We start from the raw sequence: 25,009 nt of genomic DNA, 5'->3' as shown, positions 1-25,009 counted from the left end.
GGGAACCTCCACTGACCTGCGACGATCTGCCGACCCGCGAAAACGCGCCCGCATCTCCCCGTTCCGGCCCGGATCTCCCCGGATATAACCGCCCCCGCGCTCCCGTGGGAGCACGCTCGGGAGCACGGGCAGGTCACGCAGGGTGAGGGTCACTTCGGGGAGGGGCGCCGGGAGCCCGGAGCGATCCGGCCACCGTGCCGAGAAGATGGCCAAATCCGCCCCTGTCGGCGCAGGCCGGGAAGGCCCGGGCGGAAACAGGTAGAGGGCCCGGCAGCATGCTGCCGAACCCTCTCATCCACCCCACATCCAGCCTGCGGAGCATGGACACGGGCGGTCTGTGTTGCCCGTTGACACTCTGCCCGATCGGATTGCCGTCCGCCGCAAACATCACCCGAAAGAGATGGCCTGCGGCGGGAAGTCGCCAGCCTGACCGAACATCAACTCCCCTGCCAGCGGCATCGGCACCGGACACTGCGGCGGGGGCGCTCAGGCACCGAAGGTCCCCTCCGGGCCGGTCGGCGACTTCAACCACGCGCACTGGGCGCACCGCATCCGGGAGTAGATCAGCAGCGGACCCCGCCTCACGTCCTCGACACCGCCCTCCAGGGAAGCCGACCCCGACGGCTTCCGGCAGTCCGGACAAACCCGCCTCGGGAGGACCTCCGAGTAGCAGGGCAGGCACAGGAGGAGGTCGGGGGCCTCCGCCATCACCGCAGCCGGCTGCGGCTCGGGGGTCAGGTGCGGGCACTTCCTGAGCACCCCCGCCGCCTCCGCCGCCGACAGCACCGTCAGCATGTCCCGCTGCCACTTCGGTGCGTCGGCGGTCGACGCGGGGATGCTGGGGCTGTGCCCGCGAGCGACCAGCCACGCCTCCATCTGCGCGCCCATCTCGGCCAGCGACTCGGCCGACGGTTCCTTGTCCATGGGGGTTCGCTCTCTGCTGGTGCTCAACACGGTTCGGTCGAGCACCGTCTCCAGGCCGACCCGGGGCGAAGGGCCGTGCTCGGAGACGGCGCCGAAGTCGTAGCGGATGCCCTCGCGCGAGAGGGCGATCAGCGACAGCGACACGGAGCCCCAGACCCGCCCGCCCGGTGGCGTCAGCAGGCGTATCAGCGCCGCCGGATCGTCCGGGGGAAGCCCGTCTCCGCGCGCGATCGGCAGCCACGGGCCCCAGGCGACCTCCGGCGGGCCGGATGCCGGCTCAGGCCGGGCGGCGGCTTGCAGCCGCGCCCGGAAGCGGGCCAGCCGGGCGTTCATCGTGGCGAGGATGCCCGGCGGGCAGGCGGCGCTGCTCCTCCGGCCCTCCGGCCCGTCGTTGAGGATGGCGCTCAGGCCGGCAGGCAGCTCGGACTCCTCCACGCTGCTGCCGTCCCAGCTGACCACCCGCACCCCGGAGGGGCGGGCGACGACCAGGTGGAACGGGTCGTAGCGCTCCACCTGGTCGACCGGCTGGCCGCTCACCGCGATCAGCGGCAGCCCGCCCCGGGAGAGCCGCCGCTGAGGGTCCGCGGTGTGCCCGAAGCCGTTGAGCAGGCAGGCCGCCACCGCCTCGCGCCCGGCACCGGGCGCGACCGCCAGCCAGGTCCCGCCCGCGTCCAGGTCGAGGCCGCCGACGACGCCAGGCCGGTCCGGCCAGTGGCGGCCGGGCGGCAGCCACCCCCGATCGGTGTACTCGTCCCGAACGGCGAGCACCAGGACCGGCACCGCCGAGCCGGGGTCGACGCTGACGAACACCGTGCACACGGGCAGTCCCCCTACGCAGAGGCCAGGTGATGGGCGGCCAGGAGGATGCCGAGCGACGATCCGGACAAAGCCAGTCGGCCGCCGTACGCGGCCTTCACCGCGTCGGACATCTCCCACCACTCCAAGACCATCCCGAACTCCGAGTCGGTCAGCCGCTGCTCACCGAGGGTCAGACCGCGCGCCAGGAAGAAGTGCAGGCTCGCCGTGTTCCGGGTGCCCAGGACGACGCTGCCCAGCGCCGTCCACTCCCGGGCGGTCAGCCCGGCCTCTTCGCGGAGCTCGCGCCGCCCGGCTTCCTCGGGGCTCTCGCCGGGCTCGACATGGCCTCCCGGCGGGGTGACGATCTCGCCGTGGACGTACGTGACGGAACGGACCATGCCGACCCGCCCCTGGTCGTCCACCGGGACGATCAGCGCGCCGTCCGGCTGCTCGGTGACCCACACCTCGCCCGGCCGCCCGTCCGGCCGGACGACCTGGTCGAGGTGGACGGCGAGGCCGGGTGCCTTCAGTCGCGTCTCGCGGCCGTGCTGCTCCCAGCTCACATCGGCCTCCCGCAGTGCAGGACGACCTGGCGCCCGGTCTCGACGGCGAGGACCAGCGCGGTCAGGCGCGCGTACATCGTGGCCGACACCTCCCGCTCCCAGTCGGCGAGTTCCAGGAACCTGTGCTGGTCGTGCGCCTCGGACAGGACGACCGAATCGGCCTGCTCCCGAGTGAGGGGCCAAGTCGAGAAGAAGTACGTCGAGACGGGCGGCCAGCCCTCGGCCGGCGGCAGGAAGTCCACGCCGACCGGGCGCAGGACGCCTTCCAGGTCGAGGCCGGTCTCCTCCGCGACCTCCCGCCGCGCCGCCTGCTCGGGGATCTCCCCAGCGTCGAGCAGGCCGCCCGGCGCCCACCAGCGCTGCGGCCAGCCCTTCGCGGTTCGGCCCGCACTGTAGGAGTTGTGCAGGAGCAGCAGCTTCCCGTCCGGGTCGAACAGCAGCACACCGCACCCGTGCAGGGCGCGGGGCAGCGTCTCGACGAACTCCTCGCGGGGAATCCAGGTCTCCGCCATCGCCCCGCCGCTCAGGACTCGGGCGCGAACAGCGCGCGCAGGTGGATGGGGTTCGCGGTGCCGGGGATCGGCGCCACCATGGGGCTGAGGTCCAGCAGCCACCGCAGCGCCGCCGCCGGGTCGGGCAGCTTCCCGGCGTTCAGCGGCCGGTAGGGCACGTACGGGATGCCGTTGACCATGCAGTAGGCCAGCGTCGGGTCGTCCGGCTCCGTGACGTTGAGGACGTTCTGAACCGCGGCGACCGGGAGCAGCCCGTCGGCCTCGCGCACCTGATCGGGCGTCACCTTCGACAGGCCGATCTCGCCGATCTTCCCCTCCTGCCGGAGCGCCGCCAGCTCGCCGAGCTGGTCGGCCAGCGGCACCGCGGGGTCGACGCGGTGCAGGTAGCACAGGTCGAGCTGCTCGGCCCCCAGCCGGCGCAGGGACGCCTCCACAGCGGCCCGCAGGTACTCGGGGCGGCCCAGCGGGCGCCAGATGTTCGGCGCGGGCCGCACCATCCCGACCTTCGTCGCCAGCAGCAGCGGCTCGGGGTAGGGGTGCAGCGCGCGGCGGATCAACTCCTCGACGGTGTGCGGGCCGTAGGCGTCGGCGGTGTCGATGTGCAGGACGCCGAGGTCGTGGACGGCGGTGCGCAGCAGCGCGACGGCGCCGGCCGGGTCGGCCGGCTGGCCCCAGGTGCCGGGGCCGGTCAGCCGCATGGTGCCCAGGCCCAGCCGGGGCACCTCCTTGCCCGCGATGGCGATCCTGTTCACGCGGCCGTCTCCAGGGAAGCGGTGATCGCGCTGAGCGCCAAGTCGACGGCGCCGGCGTGCCAGTTGCTGGGTACCGGGATGTACGGGATGGCGTAGGCGGCGAGGGAGCGGTGCAGCTGCTCGTCCACGGCCGTGCGGAACGCGGCGTCGGTCCAGTCGGGGTCCTTGCCCGGGTGCTCGGCCAACGGCAGTGCCGGGTCGAGCTGGGTGCCGAGGAACACATGCCGCCGGGGGCTGGCCAGCTGCGCCAGGGTGGTCAGGCGGGACAGCGCCTCGGGGTCGGGGCGCTCGCCGCGGTGCTGGACGGCGGCCAGGTAGTACGCGAGCGCGTCGAAGGGGGTCCGGTCCACGATCACGACGTCCGCGGTGCGTTCGGCTTCCAGGGCGGCGTTGGCGGTGGCGTTGATGATCCAGGCGGTCGAGTCGGCGGTGTGCCTGGTCATCTTCGGGAAGCCGAGCTCGGCGGCCCGCTTGGCGAAGCCGCCGGTGCGGGCGACGACGACGCCGTGGGCGCGCAGCTCCATCTCGATGCGCTTGGCCAGGGTGGTCTTGCCGGTCGAGTGCGTGCCGGCGATGTAGATGCGGAGCGGGTTCACCACAGTGTCTGTTCCTCGGATTCGGGGACGGGCGGAAGGGGGGCGCCGGGCATCCCGGGCGGGACGGCGGCTTCGAGCAGCGCGTCCCAGGTGCCGTAGTGCCCGGCGAGGGCGATCAGCAGCAGCGCGGTGGCGTGGGCGTCTAAGGCCGCCCGGTGGCGCCGGCCGGGAATCGACGCCAGGTCGATGCCGGCTGTCTCGACCAGCGCGTCGAGGCTGTACCCGCCGGCCTTCGGGTAGGTGGCGCGGGCCAGCCGCAGGGTGTCCAGCACCCCGGCCGGTTTCCAGTCGGGCATGTGCCGCAGTAGGACGCCGTAGTCCACGTGCGCGTTGTGCGCGCAGATCCACACGCCCTCCAAGGAGGCGTGGATCTGCGGGCCCACCTGCTCCCAGGTCGGGGCCTGCTCGACGTCCTGGTTGCGGATGCCGTGCACCCGCCGGGCGAACGGCGTGATCGGGGTCGGCGGGCGCAGCAGGGTGGAGCGGACGGACGACGGCACCGGACTCCCGCCGACAACGGGAATCGCGGCGACCTCTACCAGCTCCGGGGGCTGCCCGCCGTTGCCTTCGACGTCCACGACGAAGACGGGGGGCCAGGTGCCGAAGTCCATCGCGATCTCCTCTACTTCGAGCCGTCCCAGCCGATCTCGGCTCGGCCGTGGCGGCGGGGGCGGTGCGGCTTGTCACGGTCGTGGACCTGGTAGCCGAAGCCGTGCTGGAGGTAGTAGCGCGGCGGCTCGTTCAGGCCCTCGACGATGATGGCGCGGTCCGTGATCTCAACGTCGCCGGTCGCTCCGAGAGCACGGGCGGCTTCGGTGGCCTCCTCCAGGCTCGGGGCCTTCCAGGCGTCGCGGCACAGGCCGAGTTGCGCGACCGGGCAGATGTCGCACAGCTCCTTGATGCCGTAGTGGCCGTTGTAGTCGGCCACCTTGTGGGCGTAGGCGACGCCGCAGCTCGTCTTCCGGAACAGCGGCCCGTACGGTTCGCGCTGGTCGTCGGGCCGGCGGAAGGCGTCGAGGATTCGCTGCTCGGACTGCTCCGGCATGATCTTGCGGCGGGCGATGTCGTCGTACGGCAGCGGCAGGCCGTGGTCGGCGTAGTACTGGGCGATCTCCTGGCGGAAGAACAGCCCGGTGAACACCGTCGTATGGGCATGCTTCGACAGCTCCAGGGCCCGCGCGATGTGCTCGTCGCTGTCGTTGAGGCCCGGCACGATCGGCCGCCAGTACAGCACCGTGCGGTACCGCTCGGCGTGCTCGTGGAGCGTCTTGAGGCTGGCCGCGGCGATGGCCGAGTCCACCGGCTCGATGCCCGGGTGGTCGATGCCGGAGTGCGTGACCAGCACCGTCAACCGGATGTTCCGGAAGGAGTTCAGGACCGCGCAGTCCTCGGGGTCGACCCGCCACCGGGTGATGATCAGGACGTGGTTGGTCAGGCCCTGCTCGTCCAGCAGCCGCAGGGTGTTGAACGTGTGCGGCTTGACGACGGGCAGCATCGGGTCGGTCGCCCGGTTGAAGATCTGGATCGGCGTCCGGTGCGGCCGGAAGTGCTCGTGCTCGGTCAGCAGCTTCACCGCGTCCTCGTCGCTCATCAGCCGCCGCGGGGTCTTGAGCTCGAAGTTGTCGAACAGGTGCCGCACGCAGTAGCTGCAGTCCAGCGGGCAGCCCACGATGTGGTTCACCGACAGCCCGGACTTCCGGTACTCGATGACGTTGGCGAGCTCGGGCTTGAGCGAGGCGATCTGCTCCATCGTGAGCAGCGGCAGCAGGCGTCGGCGCCTGGGGGCAGCGGTCGTCATCGGCGTTGTTCCTCCTGGAGGTCGAGCAGCTGGTGCTGGTCAGTGCCGAACCACGTCCCGAAGTCCCGGCGCGCGGCACGGCTGTGGTCGGAGGTGTGGATCAGGTTCTCCACCAGGCGCCGGTCGGCGCGGGCGGCGGTGAGGCTGTCGGTGCCGAAGTCGGCGCGGATCGTCCCCGGCTCCGCCTGGGTCGGGTCAAAGTGCCCGAGCAGGCCGCGCAGCCGCTCGGGTGTGCCCGGGGCGCCGTGGGCGAGCGCAACCTCCACCTGCCGGCCGACGTACGTCGCGCGCAGGCAGCCGGGCACGTCCACCTCGAATCGGCGCCGGTTGACCAGCAGGTCCCAGTAGTGGACGTGGATCTGCCAGTCGGCGACGACGACCAGGCGCCGGTGCACGATCCGCACCGTCGGCTCCAGCCGGGCCAGCACCTGGTCGGCCAGGCCCCGGCGCAGGCAGTCCGGCTTGAGGAGGACCACGCTCCAGCGCGACCAGTCCACCTCGCGCCGCGGGTCCCCGCTCACGCGACCGCCCCGGCGGTGACGCGGGTGGGCCAGCGGCGCTCGAACTGCCAGCGCGCCCCGGGCTCCAGCGCGTCGAGGACCTGCCGGTCGACCGGATCCGCCGGGCAGTTGACGAGCTGCCGGTGCGCCTCGAACAGCAGCAGCACCCGCTGCCAGTACGGCGGCAGGTTCAGGCCGGCGACATCGTCCGGGGTGTACTGGACCTGGTTGGTGCGCAGCAGCTCCTCGTGCACCAGCACGGTCCGGATGTGCTGCCACGTGGTGCCGAAGGGCATCACCGGGGCCGGGAACAGCGGTGCGGCCGTGGCGCCGGCCGCGTCCGTCTCCTCCACCACCCTGCCCGCGCGCTCCAGGTCCCGGACGCCGACGTGCATCGACCCGACGTGGTGGGTGTAGCTGCCCAGGCGCAGGCCGAGCAGGACGGCGGCGAACTCCTGGATCAGGGTGAAGGAGTAGACGTCGCACACCATGCCGCGGTTGGCGTCGTTCGCGCGCATGTAGGTGACCATGTGCAGGTGACCGTCGCGGGCCAGCAAGTGGAGTCCGACCAGGCACGGGAGGTCGGGGTGGCCGATCTCGTCCAGGTCCCGGGCCTCGAAGATGGGCATGTAGGCCCGCTTGCTGTCCTTCTCGGCCCGCAGCAGCTCCAACGCGCGGTCGAACGCGGACGGGCCGCCGTCCGGCTGGGGTGCGAAGATCCGGGCGCCGTACGAGGAGCCCTCGATCGTGGTCCCGTCGCGCGAGTCCGCCCGGCGACGGTTCGCGTAGTGGCCGATCAGGTCCAGGTTCCGCAGGCCGCCCACGTACCAGAGCGCCTCCGCGTAGTGGTACACGGGGTTGACTGGCCGGGCCTCCAGGTACAGGGCCCGCTGGCGCGGGTCGGAGAGCCGGAAGCTCGCCCCGATGATCTCGTGGCTGTCGTTGCCCCGAGCGGTGTTGACGTGCTCGTGGTGCGCGGTGACGTGCCGCAGCACAGCGGCGTACGCGCCTTGGAACGTGGGGAACACGGGCGGTGCGATCACGTTGAACCTCCGCTTCGAGAAGGGGTGTCCGGCCGGACGGGCCGGCGCGGTGGTGCCACCGTCCCCGGAAGCGCAGGACCCGGGGACGGCGGAGATCAGCTGGGCAGGAACGGGCGCGGGCCGCGCCAGACGATGACGCCGGCGGCGCCGTGGTACGCGGCGGGGTGCTCCCACGCGGTCCGGAACCGGTACCGGCCGATCGCGGCGAGGTCACCGAGGAGCTGGCCGACGCCGGTCCGCCAGTGCTCGGCGGCACCCCGCTCCAGGCGTCGGCCGGCGGCCAGTCCGCGACGGCACCGGGCGCCGGCTCCCAGGCCAGCAGGGCCAGCGAGTCGAAGCGCTCCGGGCTCCGGGGCGGGCCGGTCACCGCCGCCTGGAGCCCCAGGCTCCGCAGCGCCGCGAGCACCTTGCACTCCTCCCAGTGCCGCCCCGCGCCCTTCGTGACGGTCTTGCGGCCGTCGCGGGCGAACTCGGCAGCGGGGTGCCAGCCGATGCTCCAGCAGGCGAGCGCACCCGGCGGCCACGCCTCCGTCGGCGCCCAGCCGACCGAGCACCAGCCCGGCGTGCCGAGCACCGGCCGGAAGTGCCGGCCGTCCTCGGTGTACATGGGCCGCTTGCTGTCGTAGCCGAGCCGCCCCAGCTCCGCCTCCAGCCAGCGGCGGGCCTCCCGGGCGCCCGGCCCTGCGGCGCTCACCGGCCTGTCCTCGGCCGCCGCCCCTACGGTGCCCGCATCCGGGCGTGCCGGTGGCGACCAGGCGGGCCGCTGCTGAGCCGGATTCCGCCGTACGGCACGCCGGGCAGGCGGACCTCGTCGAAGAGGGGGTGCAACCACCGCAGGGTGGCCAGCACCCGGCAGTACGTCCCGAAGAGAACGACGCTCGTGAACAGGCCCGACGGCGGGCTGCCCAGCAGGCTGCGGGCACCGCGGAGCGCAGCTTCGACCGGGCCCCGCGCCGCCGAGCGTTCCGGCAGGGCGCCGTAGGCGGAGTCCACCTCCACGACCAGCAGGGCCAAGTGCCCGATCAGCTCGTCCAGCAGCTCCACCAACCCGTCCTCGGGCGGCGGCCCGCCGGCCTGGGCACCGGCCATGAGCTGGTCCACACGGTCCAGCGCCGTAGCGACGGCCGCCGCGTCGAGCCGGACCGGCTCGTTGGAATGGTGCTGCACAACGTCCTCCGGGAAACGGGGCGGGACTCCCCAGCCTCGCGCTGTCGGTCGGACCGGGAGCAGTTGGAGGGAGGCCCCGCCGGCGGGAGACGCGTGACTGCCTGCGGGGCCTCCGTGGCGGCCTCCCATGCCCGACCCATGAGGACAGGAGGCCCGGCGCGCTGACGAGCGCGCCGATTCGTCCGCCGGGCGTGACCGGCGGACACCCGGGGTGCACGAGTCCCCGGGAGTCTGTGGTGCCTACGCGACCGCCCGGCGAGGCCGGACCACCCGTAAGCGGGACGTGCTGACGGCTGCCGCGATGACCTCCGCGCGCCGTACGGCCTGCGGCGTGATCGACGCCAGTTGCACCAGCGGCACAGGCTGTTTGAGGGCCAGCACCGCCCACACCTTCTTCCCGTGCGGCGTGAGGTCGGCCTGCCACCGCTCGGCGAGCCCTGCGACCAGCAGCATGCCGCGGCCGGACTCGGCGTTGCTGTTGTCGACCGCGTCCGCCGGGAGGTAGGGCATCGCCCTGCTGCCGTCGTGGACAGCCACCACCCGGCGGTGCCCCTCGGGGAACAGGAACATGCTCACCTGGTGGCGGCCGGGCGGGCTGTGCCGGAGCGCGTTCGCCACCAGCTCGTGCGCGATCCACATCATGTCGCCGCGGTCGGCACTCCCGATGCCCCAGTCCGTGAGCACCTTGTCCAGCTGCTCCCGCACCGGACCGACCACGCCGAGGCGTATCTCCAGGGCGGGAGCTGTCGCGTCGATCGCCAGGCGGTAGACCCGACCGGAACGCTGGCCCCTTTGCCCGCTCACCGCTGCCCCCCGGCGTCGACCAGCTCCACCACCGGGGGAGAGGCGGGGGCGGCCGGGAGCAACTGCGCCCAGTCCGTGGGCGGGATCGACGGTACGGGCGTCCGATGGGTGATCAGAACCGCGCCGTGCTCGGCGACATCGGCCGCCAGGTCGTCCCAGCCCTTGCGGCCGATGGCGAGCATCGTGCGGTCGAGTGTCACGACCATCACGATGTCGCCGCTGGCCGCGAGCGCCATCACGCGCTGCCGGCCGGCGCGCTCGGCCGCCGGGAGGAGTTCGTCGGTGTCGACGATGGTCTCGGACACCGGGATGTTCTCGGCCGTGGCGCGCTGGGCGCACCACGGCTTGAGGAGGGCCAGGCTGAGGGTGTCGCTTGTGCAGAGGTACACGAGGGCGGTGCGCATGGGGAGGCTCCTGTGTGGACGACACAGTTGGTCGCCGTGCCGGACCCGTCGGGGGGCGGGGCCGGGCACGGCAGCTCGGTAGGGAGCGTGTGCGCCGCTGGGAATCCGGGGCCCGCGGTGAAGCTCGTGCGGGTGCCGGCCTGGTCTGAGTGCCAGTCACGTCGGTGTACGTGCGGCGGACAGGGGCGCTGACTCTTCCGCGAGGGGGCAGGGCCCCGGGCGCTTGACGAAGGGGCGCATCCGGGGCCCTGCTGCGTAGGGGGCTGACTACTCGTCGCCGCCGGTCGAACCGTCGGCGTGGTCGTTGTTGCCGCCCTCGCCGCTGCCGGTGTTGTGGTCGTTGTTCCCGCTGCCGTAGTTGTTGTTGCTCATGGGTCTGTCCCTCCTGGTGGGCCGCCGAGGCGGCGTCAGTGTGGAAACGCCCCCGGGACCGTGACGTCCCGGGCGGGGCGCAGGCCCGTACCACCGCGCCGTTGCGGGAGTACGGAGCGGCCGGTCTGCGGTGTTCCTCGTGCTGCTCACCGGCTGCTGACATTCAGTGAACTGGTGATCACGCAACCGGGGATAGGACATTCTGGTGGCGCTGTCCTCACGCCCCTAGGACATTTCCGAGCAGGAGACGGCACAAGGTTGGCGAGGGGGTCGCCTTCCTGGCCTGAGGAGCGCCCATGGCAGAGGCCCGTCCGAACGACGTGCTCAGAGCGCTGATGGAGAGCGCCAAGCTGTCCGCGGAGGACCTGGCGAAGGAGGTCAACGCCGCCGAGGAGAAGCGGTTCGAGAGACCGGGGAACGCCACCGGCCGGCAGATCCGCCGCTGGCTGTCCGGGGAGACCAAGCAGCCGCAAGTACAGTCCCTCGTCAGCATGATGGACGTCTTCCAGCTCTCCGGCGACGCACTGGGCTTCACCCTTTCGGGTAAAAGACTGCGTGATCTTGCGGCGTTCCAGCCGCCCTCTACGCTGCTTGTGGAGACCCCCGACCAGGAGGAGGACCACGTGCGCCGCCGCTCCTTCATGCTCGCCGCGACCGGCAACCTGATCAGCTTCGCATTCGCCCCGCTACCGAGTGGCGGCCGGATAGGAGCAAGCGACGTCGAGCGCATCCGCGTGACCATCACCAAGTTGCACGCCGTGGACGACCTCTACGGCGGCGACCAACTGGCCGACATCGCGGAAGAGTTCGTCCGGCAGATCGAGAGCGCGATGGCCCGGTGCCTCTACGGGCCGAACGTCGAGAAAGCGTTGTACCGGGTGATCGGCGAACTCCACGCCAGCGCCGGATGGTTCGCCTTCGACTCCGGAGACCAGGAGCGTGCATCGAAGAACTTCGACAGCGGCCTGCGCGCCGGCCTCCTCGCCGGGGACCGGCAGCTCCAGGCCCGCATCTGGGCGTACATGTCCCGCCAGTCCTGGGCCCTCGGCCGGGCGACCGAGACCGTCACCATCGCGCGCCTGGCGCTCGACGCGACCCGCAACAGCCGCGACCACCGGCTGACCGCCCTCCTGCACGGCCGCCTCGCCCTCGGCTACGCCGCGTCCGGGCAGAAGGCCCAGACCGGCAACGCGCTGGCGAAGGCCGAGGCCGTCCTCGACCGCGTCGGCGGCGAGCCGGCCGACCCGTGGCTCGCCTTCGTTGGCGCCGGTGAGGTCCTGTCGGCCTCGGCGCTGGCGTACATGAGTCTGCGTCAGCCCGACAGGGCGGCCCAGCAGGAGGAGCAGGCGATGGTGCTGCGCCCGCCCGGGTTCAGGAGGAACCAGTTCGCCACGTCCGTGCACCTCGCGCAGTGCTACATCGCCGACGGCCAGGTCGAGCGGGGCATCAGCATGGCCGGTGAAGCGCTCGACCTCTACCCGACCGTCAACTCCCCCCGCTGGGCGGTCCACCTCGGCGCGGTCCGGAACAAGCTGTCCGGGATGGATCTTCCCGAGGGAGCTTCCTTCGTGGAACGCTATGACACCGTCACCGCCGCAACATAGGGACAGGAGCAGCACCGTGGGCCCCCAACCGACCCTCACCGTCACCTACTGCACCGCCGAGGATCTGCCCGAGATCGAGCCGGTGCTACTCGACCTCTATGACCGGATCTACGCCGAGGAGAAGGCCGGGGACGAGTTCTTCACCATGGAGGCGTTCACCGGCCGTCTCCACCGCCAGGCCGCCGCTCCCCGCTGGGGCTGCACGCTCGGGGAGGTCGGCGGTCGGCCGATCGGCTACGCCTACGGGTTCGGCCGCACTGCCGACTACCAGTGGGGCGGCCTGATCGAGACGGAGCCCGGTGTCGACCTCACGGAGACGGACGGCAAGACGTTCGCGTTCTGCGAGATCATGGTTCTCCCCGAGGTCAGGAAGACCGGCATGGCCCACACCCTGCACGAGGAGCTGCTGTCGCACCGCCCCGAGGAGCGGGTGCACCTCCTGGTCGAGGAGGACCACCCCCGGGTGCGGGCCCTCTACGAGGAGTGGGGGTACACGAAGATGGGGATCATCCAGCACCCCGGTTCGCCCCGCTACGTCTCGATGTTCCGGCCCATCACCCTCTGAGCCGGCGGACGGGCACCCGCCGGCCCAGCACCAGTCAGGACAGCACGAAGGAGTTCCCGGGCGACAGCCTCCGGCAGACCTCCGCAAGCGCTGCCAGCCCCGGGGACAGCGCGAGACCTTGAAGGGGCGAGAGGCGGGCCCAGACCTCTGCGCACGCCCGGCAGGAGATCCGCACGCCCTCGCCCCGGGAACACGCCCGGCGCCCATTCTCGACCGCGTGCTCCAGCACCGAGTGCCCGCACATCGGCCAGGGGCGCACCCGGACGGCCCGCTGGATCTGGTGGCGGGCCCGCGCCGGCTGCGGGTACGGGCGGCGGTTCGGCCGCGTGTAGGGGCGCAGGTTCACCACGCACCCCGGCATGGCGGTGCCCTGCCGATGGGGGGTAGATCGGCAGGGCACCGCAGCGCCCCGGCGCTCGGGGGCGGTCGGCGGGACCGCCCCACAGTCTTCCGCCGAAGGGCGATCACTGTGTGCAGTCTGCCGATCCTCCTCCAGAGCGGCCAGCACGCGAGCCTCCCGCTCCTCCGCGCAGACCGTCACGCCCCGCCCCCTGCCGTCTCGGCCGATCCGCCCGCCGATTGCTCCTCGGCACCCAGGCCGACGAGCCCGGTCGCCTCCATCGCAGCGAGGGCCGGGCTCGGCCTCTCGGCGATCACCTGGAGACGCCGGCCCACCTCGTCCACGATGTCCTGCTCGGGACTGCCCCACCGCCCTGACGCCAACTCGACCAACTCCACGTCGGTGATGTTCCGCAGCCACACCGCCCGCTGCTCCGGGGCCCGCTTCGCCCGCTCGAACTGCCGGACTCGAACCGGCCCGGGCCCGCGACCCGGGGGTTTTAAGGTTCCGGCGCCCGCGTTCCGCAGGGCGGGCGCGGCGGGTGGGCCGCGGGGGCGGGGATTTTGCCCGGGCTTGACGGAGTGCCAGGTCAGGCGTGGTCCCGGTCACATGCGGGGTGGGGCGGGGTGCTGGGGGCGGGGCCAACTGGCTTGGGGGAGGGGCTGGTTGGGCGGGAGGGAGGGATGGGGGGTGATGGGTGGCCGAATGAGGGTGTCGTCGGGGTCTGGCGGGGGATCTAAGGTATGCCTTAGCTTACTGCGCGGCCTCGGGGTTGCCCCGGCGGCCGGTCGGAATCCTTCGCACCCTCGCCCCTGGAGTGAGCATGTCTGCCCGTCGTCGTTCCGTCGCTGCCGCGTTCCTGGTCCTCGCCGTGGCGGGGGCGGGGCTGGTGGGCTGTTCGAAGAAGGACGCGGGGAAGGGTTCGGCGGACGCGGCGGGCGGGCCGGTGCGGGTGACCGCCACCGACGACAAGTGCGAGCTGTCGCGGACGTCCTTCCCGGCGGGGCACGTGGAGTTCGAGGTCGCCAACAAGGGCGGCAAGACCACCGAGGTCTACGTCTACGCCGAGGGCGACCGGATCGTCACCGAGCGGGAGAACATCGGCCCCGGCACCAAGGCCACCGTCAACGCCGAGATCAAGGCCGGCGCCTACGAGGTGGCCTGCAAGCCCGGCATGACCGGCGACGGCATCCGCCAGAAGATCACCGTCACCGCCGCCACCACCGCCGCCGCCCCCACCGACGAGCGCCTGACCCGCGCGGTCGCCGACTACCGCGCCTACGCCCAGGAGCAGGCCGACGCCACGATCCCCGTCGTCGAGCAGTTCGCCGCCGCCCTCACCGCCGGCGACCTGGACAAGGCCAAGGCCCTGTTCGCCCCCTCCCGCGTCGGCTGGGAGCGCACCGAACCGGTGGCGGAGAGCTTCGGCGACATCGACCCGAAGACCGACACCCGCGAGGACGCCCTCGAGGACGGCCAGCAGTGGACCGGCTGGCACCGCCTGGAGAAGGCCCTGTGGGCCGACAACAAGGCCGGCGACGAGGAGAAGGCCCTCGCCGCCCAGCTCGTCACCGACCTCAAGGACTGGCAGAAGCGCATCCCTGCCGCCGAGATCACCCCCACCGGCATGGCCAACGGCGCCAAGGAACTCCTCGACGAGGTCGCCAAGAACAAGATCACCGGCGAGGAGGACCGCTACAGCCACACCGACCTGTCCGACTTCGCCGCCAACGTCGAGGGCGCCCGCCAGGCCTACGAACTCCTCAAGCCCGTCGCCGCCGACCACGACCCCGCCCTCACCCGCACCCTCGACACCGAATTCGAGAAGATCACCGCCCTCCTCGCCCAGTACCGCCACCCCGACGGCACCTACACCCCCTACGACCAGGTCCCCGACGACCGCCGCAAGACCTTCTCCGACGCCGTCAACTCCCTCGGCGAACCCCTCTCCAAGCTCGCCGCCGCCGTCGTCACCAAGTAACGCCGAGCGGGTAGACCCAGCAAGTCACGGTCCAGTGGGGCCGGAGTTAGGGCAGCGTAAGCTAAGCCCGCGTCAGGGACCGAGCAACCGTGCGAGGACCCGCAACCAGTGCAGGACACGTCCGAGAGGGAACGCCAGAGATGGACGCCGAGAACGAGCAGCAGGCGGCCCCCGCCGGGGAGGCGCGGCGCGCCGGGCTCAGCCGACGGGCCGTCATAGGCTGGGCGGGCGCGGGCGTCGCGCTCGGCGCCGCGGCGGTGGGCACGGTCGCCGCCGCGACCATGTCGAGCGAGGACAGCGCCGCCGCGCCGCAGCCGGCGGACGTCCCGTTCTACGGGGAGCACCAGGCCGGGATCTCGACGCCGGTCCAGGACCGGCTGCACTTCGCCGCGTTCGACGTGATCACCACGGACCGCGACGCGCTGGTGAAGATGCTCAAGGAGTGGACGAAGGCCGCCGCCGCGATGACCGGCGGCCGCGAGGTCGGCGGCGGCGCCGTCGGCGTCCTGCCCGAGTCGCCGCCGGACGACACCGGCGAGGCGCTGGGCCTCCCGGCCTCCCGGCTGACGCTGACCATCGGGTTCGGGCCGACGCTGTTCGAGAAGGACGGCACCGACCGGTTCGGCCTGAAGGCGAAGCGGCCGGAGGCGCTGGTCGAGCTGCCGAAGTTCAAGGGCGACCGGCTGGAGGCCGGCCGCAGCGGCGGCGACCTGTGCGTGCAGGCCTGCGCCGACGACCCGCAGGTCGCGGTGCACGCGATCCGCAACCTGGCCCGGATCGGCATGGGCGTGGTCAACGTCCGCTGGTCGCAGCTCGGTTTCGGCAAGACCTCCTCGACCACGCCGGACAGCCAGACCCCGCGCAACCTGATGGGCTTCAAGGACGGCACCCACAACATCGCGGGCACCGACGCCGACGCGCTGGCCCAGCACGTCTGGGCGGCGCCCGGCGACGGCGCCGACTGGATGACCGGCGGCTCCTACCTGGTGGCCCGCCGGATCCGGATGACCATCGAGACCTGGGACCGCACCTCGCTCAAGGAGCAGGAGGACGTCTTCGGCCGCACCAAGGTCGAGGGCGCCCCCTACGGCAAGCAGAAGGAGCGCGACACCCCCGACCTGTCGGCGATGCCGAAGGACTCGCACGTCCGCCTCGCGCACCCCGACAGCAACAACGGGCTGATGATCCTGCGCCGCGGCTACTCCTTCACCGACGGCTCGGACGGCCTCGGCCGCCTCGACGCCGGCCTGTTCTTCCTGGCCTACCAGCGCGACACCCGCAAGGCGTTCGTCCCGCTGCAGACCAGGCTCGCCGCCAACGACAAGCTGAACGAGTACATCACGCACGTCGGTTCCGCCCACTTCGCCTGCCCGCCCGGTGTCCGCAAGCCCGGCGAGTGGTGGGGCCAGACCCTCTTCGGCTGACCCCCCGCCCCCCACACTCTTCTGAAGTCCCGAAGGAGGAGAACCGCCGTGTTCGCCAACTACCTGATCGGCCTGCGCGAGGGCCTCGAAGCAAGCCTGGTGGTCTGCATCCTGATCGCCTACCTGGTCAAGACCGGCCGCCGGGACCGCCTCGGCCCGGTCTGGGCCGGCGTCGGCAGCGCCGTCGCGCTGTCGATGGCGTTCGGCGCGGTGCTCCAGTTCGGCTCCGACCAGCTGTCCTTCGAGGCCCAGGAGGCGCTCGGCGGCAGCCTGTCGATCATCGCGGTCGGCCTGGTCACCTGGATGGTCTTCTGGATGCGGCGCACCGCCCGCCACCTGAAGTCCGAACTCCAGGGCAAGCTGGACGCCGCGCTGGCGATGGGCACCGTCGCCCTGGTGGTGACCTCCTTCCTGGCGGTCGGCCGGGAGGGACTGGAGACCGCGCTGTTCATCTGGACGGCCGTGCAGGCCACCGGCGACGGCTGGAACCCGCTGGTCGGCGCGATCCTCGGCCTGCTCACCTCGGCCGTGCTGGGCTGGCTGTTCTACCGCGGCGCGCTGAAGATCAACCTGGCGAAGTTCTTCACCTGGACCGGCGGCATGCTGGTCGTGGTCGCCGCCGGCGTCCTCGCCTACGGCGTGCACGACCTCCAGGAGGCCGACTGGCTGCCCGGCCTGCACGACAAGGCGTTCGACATCTCCAGCACCATTCCGGTCGACAGCTGGTACGGGACGCTGCTGAAGGGCGTGTTCAACTTCCAGCCCGACCCGACGGTGCTCCAGGTCGGGGTCTGGCTGCTCTACCTGGTGCCGACGCTGTTCTTCTTCTTCCGCAAGCCGAAGGCGGCCGGCGCCCCGCCGCTGCGCCCCTCCTCGGCCGCGGAGCCGAAGGCCGCCTGACGGAACGCCGAAGACCGCCCGACGGAACGTCGACGGACCCCGTACGGACCGGACCGCCCGATCGCCGCACACCCTGCGGCGGCCGGGCGGTCCGGCGTTTCCGGGGGACGCGGCGAGGGGCGCCGGGGGCGGGGCGCGGTCAGGTGGGCCAGACGCGCAGCGCGTACTCGGCGGTGCGCAGCAGGTGCGGGGCGGGGGTGCCGTCGGCGGCCTGCACGGCCAGGCCGTAGGTGAGGGTGCTGAGGTAGTCGGCGAGCGCGGCCGGGTCGGTGCCGGGCGGGAGGTCGCCGGTGTCGGCGGCCCGCTCCAGCCGTTGGCGCAGCCGGGCCCGGGACCTGGCGCGCCGGGCGGTGGCGTCGGCCCGGACGGCGGCCGAGCCGGGGCCGGTGGCGAGCGCGCCGTGCACCAGCAGGCAGCCCGGGCCCTCGGGGCGGGTGACCACCTCGACGGTGCCGCGCAGCAACTGCTCGGCGACCGCCCGGGCGGTGGGCGCGGCCAGCGCCTCGTGCACGTGCCGGGCCGGGCCGCGGTGGTAGTGGTCCAGGCAGAGCCCGAACAGCGCCTCCTTGTTGCCGTACGCGGCGTACAGGCTGGGCCGGTTGATGCCCATCGCGGCCGTCAGGTCGGAGAGCGCGGTGCCCTCGTAGCCGTGCCGCCAGAAGACGCGCATCGCGCACTCCAGCCGCTCGTCGAGGTCGAACGTGCGCGGACGCCCCGTCACTTCGCCCTGCCCTTCCGCCGGTTCGCGGCGCGCCTCGCGGTGCGCGGTTCCGGCCGTTCCGAGTTCTGTACCGATCGATATGGTAGCGTCCCGCTTGTGTACCGCACGGTACAGAACTCGGAGGGGAAACCGTCATGACGCTCACCGCTGTCGCCGACACCACCGCCGCCCGGACCTTCGCGCCCGACGTGCTGGCCGGCCGCACCGCCCTGGTCACCGGGGGCTCCCGGGGCATCGGCGCGGCCACCGCGCTCGCCCTGGCCGCCGCCGGGGCCGACGTGGCGATCAGCCACAGCAGTTCGGCGGAGCGCGCCGAGGAGGTGGTCCGGCGGATCGAGGCACTGGGCCGCCGGGCCGCCGCCTACCGGGCCGACCAGGGGGACGCCGAGCAGGTCGCCGCACTCGTCGCCGCGGTCGCCGCGGACTTCGGCCGACTGGACGTGCTGGTCAACAACGCGGGCGTGCTGGCCGCCGGCCGGGTCGACGAGCCGGCCGACGCGGCGGCGCTGGGCCGCCAGCTCGCCGTCAACGTGACCGGGGTGACCGCCGCGATCCGGGCCGCCGCCACCCGGCTCGCCGACGGCGGACGGATCGTCACCATCGGCTCCAACCTGGCCGCCCGCCCCGGACTGCCCGGCCTCGCCGACTACTCCGCCACCAAGGCCGCCGTCACCGCCTACAGCCGCAGCGCCGCGCAGGAGCTGGCGGGGCGCGGCATCACCGTCAACGTGGTCCAGCCCGGTTCGGTGCACACCGAGATGAACCCGCAGGACGGCCCGCACGCCGACGCGCAGCGCGCCGCCAATGCGCTCGGCCGCTACGGCCGTCCCGAGGAGATCGCCGCCGCCGTGGTCTTCCTCGCCACGCCCGCCGCCGCGTTCCTCACCGGCGGCGTGCTGTCCGTCGACGGCGGTACCTTCTCCTGACCCGCGGCGGCACCTTCTCCTGATCCGTCGGGCCGCCGGGCCGCCGGGCCGCCGGGCCGTCGGGGCGACGCGCCGTCAGGGGCGGTCGTCCCCCGGGAGGGCGGTGATCCCGCCGAACAGGAAGTCCATCGCGGCCTCCAGGTTGGCCTCGGTGGGGCGGGCGTACAGCTCGCCGAGGGCGGCGGCGGTCGCGGCGGCGACCATCCGGGGCACGAAGGCGTCCGGGGCGGCGCCGCGTTCGGCGGCGAAGATCCGGGCGCCCTCCTGGATCGCCTCGGCGAGGCCGCTGCTGGCGAGGGCGCGCAGCTGCGGATTGCGGTCCAGCATCCGTTCCCGGAGCCGGTCCAGCTCGTCCGTGCCGTCGTGGACGGCGAGGTCCTCGCGCAGCCAGGCCTCCAGCGCCTGGAAGGCCGTCACCCCGGGGGCGCGGGTCTCCAGGGCGTGGCTCAGCCGCTCGGTGAACTCGGACAGGTGCGAGGTCGCCAGGTCGAGCTTGGTCGGGAAGTACAGCGTGACGGTGCGCGGCGAGACCTCCGCGCGGTCCGCGACCTCGGCGATCGTCGTGGTGTCGAACCCCCGCTCGGCGAACAGCTCGTAGGCGGCCCGCAGGATCGCCTCCCGGCGCCGGGCCTTGCCGCGTGCTCTCGCGCCCTCTGCCATGGCGGCATGCTACCAGCAGCGGTAATTTTGCAGTCGACTGCAAAGTTACCTTAGGTTGTAAAAACCTACTGGCTCGTCGAACACGAGGGAGACGTGATGGCGTCGGTCCTGTACGCCTGGGGACGCTGGGCGGTCCGCCGCCGCGGCCTCGTCATCGGACTGTGGGTGCTGCTGCTCGCCACCATCGGCGTCCTCGGCACCACCCTGGCCGGTCCGGTCAGCAACGAGTTCTCCGTCCCCGGCATCGAGTCCCGGCAGGCCCAGAAGCTGCTGGAGCGCGAACTCCCCGAATCCGCCGGCGGCACCGCCCGGATCGTGGTCGCCGCGCCGCCCGGCAGCACCCTGGACGCCCCCGCCGCCAAGGCCGCCGTCGAGGAGGGCCTGAAGAACGCCGCCAAGGTCCCCGGCGTCGTGCACGTCGCCGACCCCTACACCGCGCGGACCGTCTCGCCCGACCTGCGGATCGCCTTCGCCGACGTCCAGTTCCAGCAGCCCGCGCACGAGGTGCCGCAGAGCGCCAAGGACGCCCTGACCGACTCCACCGCGCCGCTGCGCGCGGCCGGACTCCAGGTCGAGTACGGCGGCACCGTGATGGCGCCCCCCGTCGAGGTCGGCGGACCCGCCGAGATCATCGGCGTGGTCGTCGCGTTCGTCGTGCTCGCCGTCGCCCTCGGCTCGCTGGTCGCCGCCGGACTCCCGCTGCTCACCGCCTTCGTCGGCGTCGGCATCGGCGTGCTCGGCGCCCGACTTGTCGCCAACGTGGTCGACATGACCGGCACCGCGACCGTCCTCGCGCTGATGATCGGCCTCGCCGTCGGCATCGACTACGCCCTGTTCATCATCGCCCGGCACCGCGAACAGCTCGCCGAACCCGGCACCGAGGTCGAGGAGTCCGCCGCCCGGGCCACCGCCACCGCCGGTAGCGCCGTCGTCTTCGCCGGCGCCACCGTGGTGATCGCGCTCGCCGCGCTCGCCGTCACCGGCATCCCCTTCCTCACCGTGATGGGCCTGGCCGCCGCCGCGACCGTGCTGATCGCCGTCCTGATCGCCGTCACGCTCGTCCCCGCCCTGCTCGGCCTGGCCGGCGAACGGCTGCGCCCCAAGGCTCCCAAGGCTCCCAAGGCCCCGAAGGCCGCGAAGGCCACCACGGGTCCGAAGGGGGAGACCTGGTCGGCGCGCTGGGCCCGGGGCGTCACCCGCCGCCCGCTGCTGGTGCTGCTCACCGGCGTGGTCGCGCTGCTCGCCGTCGCGCTGCCCGCCCGCGACCTGCGCCTCGGCCTGCCGGGCAACGCCTCGCAGCCCGTCGCCAGCACCCAGCACAAGAGCTACGACCTGCTCAGCGAGGGCTTCGGGCCCGGCTTCAACGCCACCCTGCTCGCCGTCCTCGACACCGGCTCGATGCCCGCCGCGAACCGTGAGGGCGCGCTCACCGAACTGCACGCCGCCATCTCCGCCGACCCCGGCGTCGTCGCCGTCGGCCGCCCCGTCGCCAACGCCGACTCCACCCTGTACGCCCTCTCCGTCGTCCCGAAGACCGGCCCCGACGACCGGGCCACCACCGACCTCGTCAACCGGCTGCGCGCCCACAAGGGCACCGTCGCCGCCGAGGGCGGCACCCTCTACATCGCCGGGGCCACCGCCGCCGCGATCGACGTCTCGGCGAAGCTGGCCGATGCGCTGCCGCTGTTCGTCGGCCTGATCGTGGTGCTCGCGCTGATCCTGCTGACCATCGCGTTCCGCTCCGTGCTGGTGCCGCTCAAGGCCGTGCTCGGGTTCCTGCTGTCGATCGGCGCCTCGCTCGGCGCCACCGTCTGGGTGTTCCAGGACGGCCACCTCAACGGCCTGCTGGACGTGCCCTCCGCCGGGCCCGTCACCTGCTTCCTGCCCGTCCTGCTGATCGGCGTGCTGTTCGGCCTCGCCATGGACTACGAGGTGTTCCTGGTCAGCCGGATGCGCGAGCACTTCCAGCACACCGGCGACGCCGCCGGGGCCGTCACCCACGGCCTGGCCCGCAGCGGACGGGTGGTCACCGCCGCCGCGCTGATCATGGTCGCGGTGTTCGGCGGCTTCGTGTTCAACCACGACCCGATCATCAAGTCGATCGGCTTCGCCCTCGCCTTCGGCGTCTTCGTCGACGCCTTCGTGGTCCGGCTCACCCTGGTCCCCGCCGCGATGGCGCTGCTCGGCCGCCGCGCCTGGGCGCTGCCCCGCTGGCTGGACCGCCTCACCCCCGACGTCGACATCGAGGGCGCCAACCTCCCCGCCGCCACGCCCCGCCTGCCCGCGCAGGCGCAGGCGGGCGCCGGCACCGGACAGGGCTGACCGGGCGGGGCCGACCGGGGGCGGCGGGGCGGGGCCGACCGGGCGGGGCGGCGGCTCCGTCGATCGGGCCGGCGGCCCCTGCCCCGCCTGCCCCGTCGCTCCCGGCGGGGGATTTTCGGCCGGACCCGGGCCGGAGCGATGAATCCCGGGGCGGCCGCCGGTCAGAACGGGCATGGAGACCCTGGAGTTCGCGCCGCACGACCGCCCCCGAGCCGAGCAGCGGCTCGCCGACCTGCTGGCCGGGCACGCCGCCCCCGTCCGGGTCGCCCTGCTGGTGGCGGACGTGCGGCAGCCCGCCCCCGGGGACCTTCACCTGCTCGGCAGGCTGGCGGTGCTCGCCCGGCGGGCGGGCCACCAGGTGGTGCTGCGCGGCGCCGGGCCCCGGCTGCGGCTGCTGCTCGACCTCACCGGCCTCGCCGGGGCGCTGCCCGTGGAGGAGGACGCGGAGGACCGGCGGGTGGGCTGAGCGCCTGCCCGCCGGTCGGGATCAGCGCAGGACGCCGAGATCCTTCGGGGCGGCGGTGCCGTCGAAGGTCAGCAGGTGCCGGTCGGCGGTGACCGCGTACAGGTCGGGCCGCCCGTCACCGTTGCCGTCGCCGGAACTGCCGAGCGTCGGGTACTCGGCGACCGGGAAGGTGCCGATCACCGTGCCCGTCGCCGGGTCGGCCAGCGCAGAGAAGTCGTACGTGCCGTCGGCCTGCTTCGGGATCGCGTACGACCGCAGCGTGCCGGTGGCCCGCTCGCGGGCCCAGAGCGCGAGCGAGCCGTCGGCTGCCCGGCCCGGGGCGACCAGGTCGTAGCCGCCCCAGGCGTCCGCGTCGGAGAGCCGCACGAACTTTGCGTAGTTGTACCCGTAACTGGGGCCGGTGAGGAGCCAGAGGTGGTTGTCCTCGACCGTGACGACCGAGGTCCGCTGGTCCGCCCCGAGCGCGCCCAGCGCCACCAGTTGGGTGGCCTTCGACCAGCTGGGATTGAAGCCCTCCGGCGGCGCCGGCGGCGGGCCGTCCGGGTTGTCCGGGTCGAACGGGTTGGTGTCCCGCTGGACCCAGATCGATCCGCGGGCGAAGCCGCCCAGGTCGGAGTTGCGGTAGAGGGAGAGGCTCGGGTCGCCGGGCTCATGGGCCAGCAGGTCGTCCACGGGCGCGTGCGACCCGTCCCAGCCGCGGTGCACCAGTTGCAGGCCCGTCCAACTGGTGCGGTTCGGCGCACGCCAGGCGGCGACCGTCGAGGTCGGTACGGTGCTGGAGGCGTCCGCGCTGATGATCTGCAGGTTGCCGGCCGCGTCGGGCAGCAGGATGTCCGGCACGCCGTCGCCGTTCACGTCGCCCGGGGCGGCCGGCGGGTTCGGGTTCGAGGGCACGTAGAAGGTGAAGGTCGACGGCGGGGTGGTGTTGCCCGCCTTGTCGACGGCCCGCACGGTGAGGACGTTGGTGCCCCACTGGGTCGGCTGCAGCGGGAACGCCGCGCTGCCGTCCGGACCGGCCGCCACGGTGCCCGCGCTCGCGCAGGGCGCGCCGAAGCCCGGCGTGGAGCTCAGCGCGTACTCGTAGCAGGCCACGCCCGAGCCCGCGTCGGTGCCCGCGACGGTGAACGTGCCGGTCTGGCCCGCGTACTTCTGCGGCGTGCCCCCGGTGCCGGACAGCGGGAAGTCGGCGGACGCGACGGCGAACTGCGGAAGCGCGGTGTCGATCCCGAAGTGGCAGGCGGTGGTGGGATTTCCGCCCCCCGGGCCGTAGTCCGGCCAGACCTGCCAGGAGTACCCGGCGCCCTCGGCCAGCCCCGTGGGCCGGGCCTCGACGGTGCCGTCCGCGGCCGCCGGCACCTGCTGGTCGAAGACCTTGGCGCCCGACCCGTTCCACACCTTGAAGCGGGCGCCGGGCGCGGTGGTGCGCGCGGTGAGCACGGGCGCGGTGGTCCTGGTGATCCAGCCGGGCGCGGTGCTGTCGTCGCAGGCGTCGGTCGGACCCCCCGCGAGCGAACCCGGGCTCGGCACGGCCCGGGGCTCCGTCACCGCCGACCGGCCGCCCGCAGCCGAGGCCGTCGGCACACCGGTGCCGATCAGGACGACGGTAGCGGCGCCGAGCACGGCGGCCAGCCGTCGGCTCGTGGTCGCTGACATGTGATCCCCCCATTGTTTCGAATACGTTCGATCTCGTGGCGGGAGCACTCTGACAGCGGGCCGACCCGGCGTCAAACACATTCCCGCACCGGCGCCGGCGGTGCCGACGGGGCGTCAGGCGCGCGGGTCCTCGGTCAGGCGCATCGGGAGGTTCCAGAGCGGGAACAGGCGCTCCACGTCCATGTGGTTGGTCATGGTGGCGATCCGGCCGTCGACGATCTCCAAGGTGGTCAGGCCCCACGGCGTCCAGCCCGCGCCGTCCTCGGCCGGGCGGTACTGGGCGAAGGCCGGCTCGCCGTTCGCCCGCACCGGTATCAGCCGGGAGCCCGCGCAGCCGCAGCCCGCGCCCTGCCACCACTCGCCGAGCTCCACCACGCCCTGCACCCACATCTGGTACGGCGGCATGTTCAGCACCGCGTCCTCGTGCAGCAGCCGCTTCAGGCCCTCGATGTCGAACGCCTCGAACGCCTGCACGTAGCGGGCCAGCAGCGCGCGCTGCGTCTCGTCCAGCGGTTTGAAGGTCTCGCCCGCCGCCGGCCGGTCGCCCAGCGTCGCCCGGGCCCGCTGCAGCGCCGAGTTCACCGACGGCACCGAGGTCTCCAGCAGCTCCGCCGTCTCCGCCGCCGACCAGGCCAGCACCTCGCGCAGGATCAGCACCGCCCGCTGCCGGGCCGGCAGCTTCTGCAGCGCCGAGACGAACGCCAGCCGGATCGACTCCCGGCCCACCGCGACCTCCGCCGGATCGCCCGACAGCACCCGCTCGTCCGGCACCGGACCCACCCAGACGTTCTCCGCCAACTGCGCCAGGTCCGGCGCCGCGGCCGGGCACGGCGAGGTCAGGTCCATCGGCCGGGCCCGCCGCTGCGCCGCCGGCGCCATGTCCAGGCACACGTTGGTGGCGATCCGGTACAGCCACGTCCGCAGCGCGGAACGGCCCTCGAACCCGTCGAACTTCGACCAGGCGCGGACCAGCGTCTCCTGCACCGCGTCCTCCGCCTCGAAGGCGGAACCCAGCATCCGGTAGCAGTACGCCGTCAGCTCCCGCCGAAACGGCTCCAGCTGCTCCGCCACCCCGTCACGATCCATGATCATTGGCACCCGACCAGCCTAGTGCGGGGGTACGACAGGACAGGAGAGGCCGACCGCAGGTGCTCTCGCCGGGAACTCCCCGGCCGGACCTCCCCGACCGGGACCTCCCCGACCGGGACCTTCCC

General features: G+C 73.1%; 26 protein-coding genes. 9 read left to right on the top strand and 17 right to left on the bottom strand.

The genetic code is table 11. The features are described from left to right. Positions 1-486 precede the first annotated feature (486 nt). From ACIOHG_RS10480 to ACIOHG_RS10440, 9 genes are read right to left on the bottom strand one after another with little or no spacing between them, the layout of a single operon-like run. Positions 487-1,743: an NRDE family protein gene (locus tag ACIOHG_RS10480; protein ID WP_400947895.1), complete on the bottom strand. Its 1,257-nt coding sequence runs from the start codon at positions 1,741-1,743 to the stop codon at positions 487-489. Between the two features lie 11 nt (positions 1,744-1,754). Beyond that, positions 1,755-2,285: an NUDIX domain-containing protein gene (locus tag ACIOHG_RS10475; RefSeq protein WP_400947892.1), complete on the bottom strand. Its 531-nt coding sequence runs from the start codon at positions 2,283-2,285 to the stop codon at positions 1,755-1,757. After that, positions 2,282-2,797 carry an NUDIX domain-containing protein gene (locus ACIOHG_RS10470; RefSeq protein WP_400947890.1) on the bottom strand — a complete coding sequence of 172 codons (516 nt, stop codon included), beginning with the start codon at positions 2,795-2,797 and terminating at the stop codon, positions 2,282-2,284. Before ACIOHG_RS10470 ends, ACIOHG_RS10475 begins: the two co-directional genes overlap by 4 nt. Positions 2,798-2,808: 11 nt before the next feature. After that, positions 2,809-3,549, bottom strand: a complete 741-nt coding sequence (locus tag ACIOHG_RS10465; protein ID WP_400947888.1) for an aldo/keto reductase — start codon at positions 3,547-3,549, stop codon at positions 2,809-2,811. Beyond that, complete coding sequence (locus ACIOHG_RS10460) at positions 3,546-4,148, bottom strand: AAA family ATPase (RefSeq protein WP_400947885.1); 603 nt, start codon at positions 4,146-4,148, stop codon at positions 3,546-3,548. Before ACIOHG_RS10460 ends, ACIOHG_RS10465 begins: the two co-directional genes overlap by 4 nt. Beyond that, complete coding sequence (locus ACIOHG_RS10455; RefSeq protein ID WP_400947882.1) at positions 4,142-4,756, bottom strand: exonuclease domain-containing protein; 615 nt, start codon at positions 4,754-4,756, stop codon at positions 4,142-4,144. The genes ACIOHG_RS10460 and ACIOHG_RS10455 overlap by 7 nt, the downstream gene beginning before the upstream one ends. Positions 4,757-4,767: 11 nt before the next feature. Continuing rightward, positions 4,768-5,943: a radical SAM protein gene (locus tag ACIOHG_RS10450; RefSeq protein WP_400947880.1), complete on the bottom strand. Its 1,176-nt coding sequence runs from the start codon at positions 5,941-5,943 to the stop codon at positions 4,768-4,770. Continuing rightward, positions 5,940-6,464: a nucleoside-diphosphate kinase gene (locus ACIOHG_RS10445; RefSeq protein WP_400947877.1), complete on the bottom strand. Its 525-nt coding sequence runs from the start codon at positions 6,462-6,464 to the stop codon at positions 5,940-5,942. Before ACIOHG_RS10445 ends, ACIOHG_RS10450 begins: the two co-directional genes overlap by 4 nt. Next, positions 6,461-7,486 (bottom strand): thymidylate synthase, encoded by a 1,026-nt coding sequence (locus ACIOHG_RS10440; protein WP_400947874.1) that lies wholly within the window; start codon positions 7,484-7,486, stop codon positions 6,461-6,463. The genes ACIOHG_RS10445 and ACIOHG_RS10440 overlap by 4 nt, the downstream gene beginning before the upstream one ends. A gap of 491 nt (positions 7,487-7,977) precedes the next feature. Between ACIOHG_RS10440 and ACIOHG_RS10435 the strand changes: the two genes are divergently transcribed. Further along, complete coding sequence (locus ACIOHG_RS10435) at positions 7,978-8,112, top strand: hypothetical protein (RefSeq protein ID WP_400947872.1); 135 nt, start codon at positions 7,978-7,980, stop codon at positions 8,110-8,112. Between the two features lie 91 nt (positions 8,113-8,203). Here the strand turns inward: ACIOHG_RS10435 and ACIOHG_RS10430 are convergent, their stop codons facing one another. The 3 genes from ACIOHG_RS10430 to ACIOHG_RS10420 all read right to left on the bottom strand — a co-directional run bounded on the left by ACIOHG_RS10430 (position 8,204) and on the right by ACIOHG_RS10420 (position 9,861). After that, positions 8,204-8,653 carry a DUF6415 family natural product biosynthesis protein gene (locus tag ACIOHG_RS10430; RefSeq protein WP_400947869.1) on the bottom strand — a complete coding sequence of 150 codons (450 nt, stop codon included), beginning with the start codon at positions 8,651-8,653 and terminating at the stop codon, positions 8,204-8,206. A gap of 240 nt (positions 8,654-8,893) precedes the next feature. Beyond that, on the bottom strand, positions 8,894-9,457 hold the full coding sequence (locus ACIOHG_RS10425; RefSeq protein ID WP_400947866.1) for an ATP-binding protein: 564 nt from the start codon (positions 9,455-9,457) through the stop codon (positions 8,894-8,896). Then, complete coding sequence (locus ACIOHG_RS10420; protein ID WP_400947863.1) at positions 9,454-9,861, bottom strand: hypothetical protein; 408 nt, start codon at positions 9,859-9,861, stop codon at positions 9,454-9,456. The genes ACIOHG_RS10425 and ACIOHG_RS10420 overlap by 4 nt, the downstream gene beginning before the upstream one ends. A 668-nt stretch (positions 9,862-10,529) precedes the next feature. Here ACIOHG_RS10420 and ACIOHG_RS10415 point away from each other — a divergent pair. Together ACIOHG_RS10415 and ACIOHG_RS10410 are read left to right on the top strand one after the other, a co-directional pair. After that, complete coding sequence (locus ACIOHG_RS10415; RefSeq protein WP_400947860.1) at positions 10,530-11,837, top strand: hypothetical protein; 1,308 nt, start codon at positions 10,530-10,532, stop codon at positions 11,835-11,837. 16 nt (positions 11,838-11,853) lie between these two features. Then, the gene (locus ACIOHG_RS10410; protein WP_400947858.1) at positions 11,854-12,402 is read left to right on the top strand and encodes a GNAT family N-acetyltransferase; all 549 of its coding nucleotides are present in this window, start codon (positions 11,854-11,856) and stop codon (positions 12,400-12,402) included. A 537-nt stretch (positions 12,403-12,939) separates the two neighbouring features. Here ACIOHG_RS10410 and ACIOHG_RS10405 read toward each other — a convergent pair. Further along, entirely contained in the window at positions 12,940-13,140 is a 201-nt protein-coding gene (locus ACIOHG_RS10405) for a hypothetical protein (protein WP_400947856.1), read from the bottom strand. A gap of 425 nt (positions 13,141-13,565) precedes the next feature. Here ACIOHG_RS10405 and efeO point away from each other — a divergent pair, with 425 nt between their 5' ends. The 3 genes from efeO (at position 13,566) to efeU (ending at position 17,047) form a co-directional block, all read left to right on the top strand. Further along, on the top strand, positions 13,566-14,723 hold the full coding sequence (efeO, locus tag ACIOHG_RS10400) for an iron uptake system protein EfeO (protein WP_400947853.1): 1,158 nt from the start codon (positions 13,566-13,568) through the stop codon (positions 14,721-14,723). 140 nt (positions 14,724-14,863) lie between these two features. Beyond that, positions 14,864-16,147 carry an iron uptake transporter deferrochelatase/peroxidase subunit gene (gene efeB, locus ACIOHG_RS10395; RefSeq protein WP_400947850.1) on the top strand — a complete coding sequence of 428 codons (1,284 nt, stop codon included), beginning with the start codon at positions 14,864-14,866 and terminating at the stop codon, positions 16,145-16,147. Between the two features lie 48 nt (positions 16,148-16,195). Next, positions 16,196-17,047 carry an iron uptake transporter permease EfeU gene (gene efeU / locus ACIOHG_RS10390; protein ID WP_400947847.1) on the top strand — a complete coding sequence of 284 codons (852 nt, stop codon included), beginning with the start codon at positions 16,196-16,198 and terminating at the stop codon, positions 17,045-17,047. A gap of 139 nt (positions 17,048-17,186) precedes the next feature. Here efeU and ACIOHG_RS10385 read toward each other — a convergent pair whose 3' ends face one another. Beyond that, positions 17,187-17,768: a TetR/AcrR family transcriptional regulator gene (locus tag ACIOHG_RS10385; RefSeq protein ID WP_400947844.1), complete on the bottom strand. Its 582-nt coding sequence runs from the start codon at positions 17,766-17,768 to the stop codon at positions 17,187-17,189. Between the two features lie 134 nt (positions 17,769-17,902). On the opposite strand from ACIOHG_RS10385, the gene ACIOHG_RS10380 reads away from it, so the two are divergent. After that, a complete protein-coding gene (locus ACIOHG_RS10380) occupies positions 17,903-18,694 on the top strand; it encodes an SDR family NAD(P)-dependent oxidoreductase (protein WP_400947842.1) in 792 nt (263 codons plus the stop codon). Positions 18,695-18,769: 75 nt separating this feature from the next. Here ACIOHG_RS10380 and ACIOHG_RS10375 read toward each other — a convergent pair whose 3' ends face one another. Further along, a complete protein-coding gene (locus ACIOHG_RS10375) occupies positions 18,770-19,354 on the bottom strand; it encodes a TetR/AcrR family transcriptional regulator (protein WP_400947840.1) in 585 nt (194 codons plus the stop codon). 96 nt (positions 19,355-19,450) lie between these two features. Here ACIOHG_RS10375 and ACIOHG_RS10370 point away from each other — a divergent pair, with 96 nt between their 5' ends. Both ACIOHG_RS10370 and ACIOHG_RS10365 read left to right on the top strand, forming a co-directional pair. After that, complete coding sequence (locus tag ACIOHG_RS10370) at positions 19,451-21,676, top strand: MMPL family transporter (RefSeq protein ID WP_400947838.1); 2,226 nt, start codon at positions 19,451-19,453, stop codon at positions 21,674-21,676. Between the two features lie 172 nt (positions 21,677-21,848). Next, complete coding sequence (locus tag ACIOHG_RS10365) at positions 21,849-22,142, top strand: hypothetical protein (RefSeq protein ID WP_400947836.1); 294 nt, start codon at positions 21,849-21,851, stop codon at positions 22,140-22,142. 21 nt (positions 22,143-22,163) lie between these two features. Here the strand turns inward: ACIOHG_RS10365 and ACIOHG_RS10360 are convergent, their stop codons facing one another. Together ACIOHG_RS10360 and ACIOHG_RS10355 are read right to left on the bottom strand one after the other, a co-directional pair. Beyond that, positions 22,164-23,795, bottom strand: coding sequence for a hypothetical protein (locus ACIOHG_RS10360; protein WP_400947834.1), 1,632 nt, complete (start codon positions 23,793-23,795; stop codon positions 22,164-22,166). A 114-nt stretch (positions 23,796-23,909) separates the two neighbouring features. Next, on the bottom strand, positions 23,910-24,887 hold the full coding sequence (locus ACIOHG_RS10355; RefSeq protein ID WP_400948495.1) for a sigma-70 family RNA polymerase sigma factor: 978 nt from the start codon (positions 24,885-24,887) through the stop codon (positions 23,910-23,912). Between the last annotated feature and the right edge of the window lie 122 nt (positions 24,888-25,009).

Source organism: Kitasatospora sp. NPDC088134 (assembly GCF_044741705.1).
Classification (GTDB): domain Bacteria; phylum Actinomycetota; class Actinomycetes; order Streptomycetales; family Streptomycetaceae; genus Kitasatospora.
Note: the sequence above shows the minus strand (reverse complement) of the source record. Positions and strands in the feature narration are given on the sequence as shown.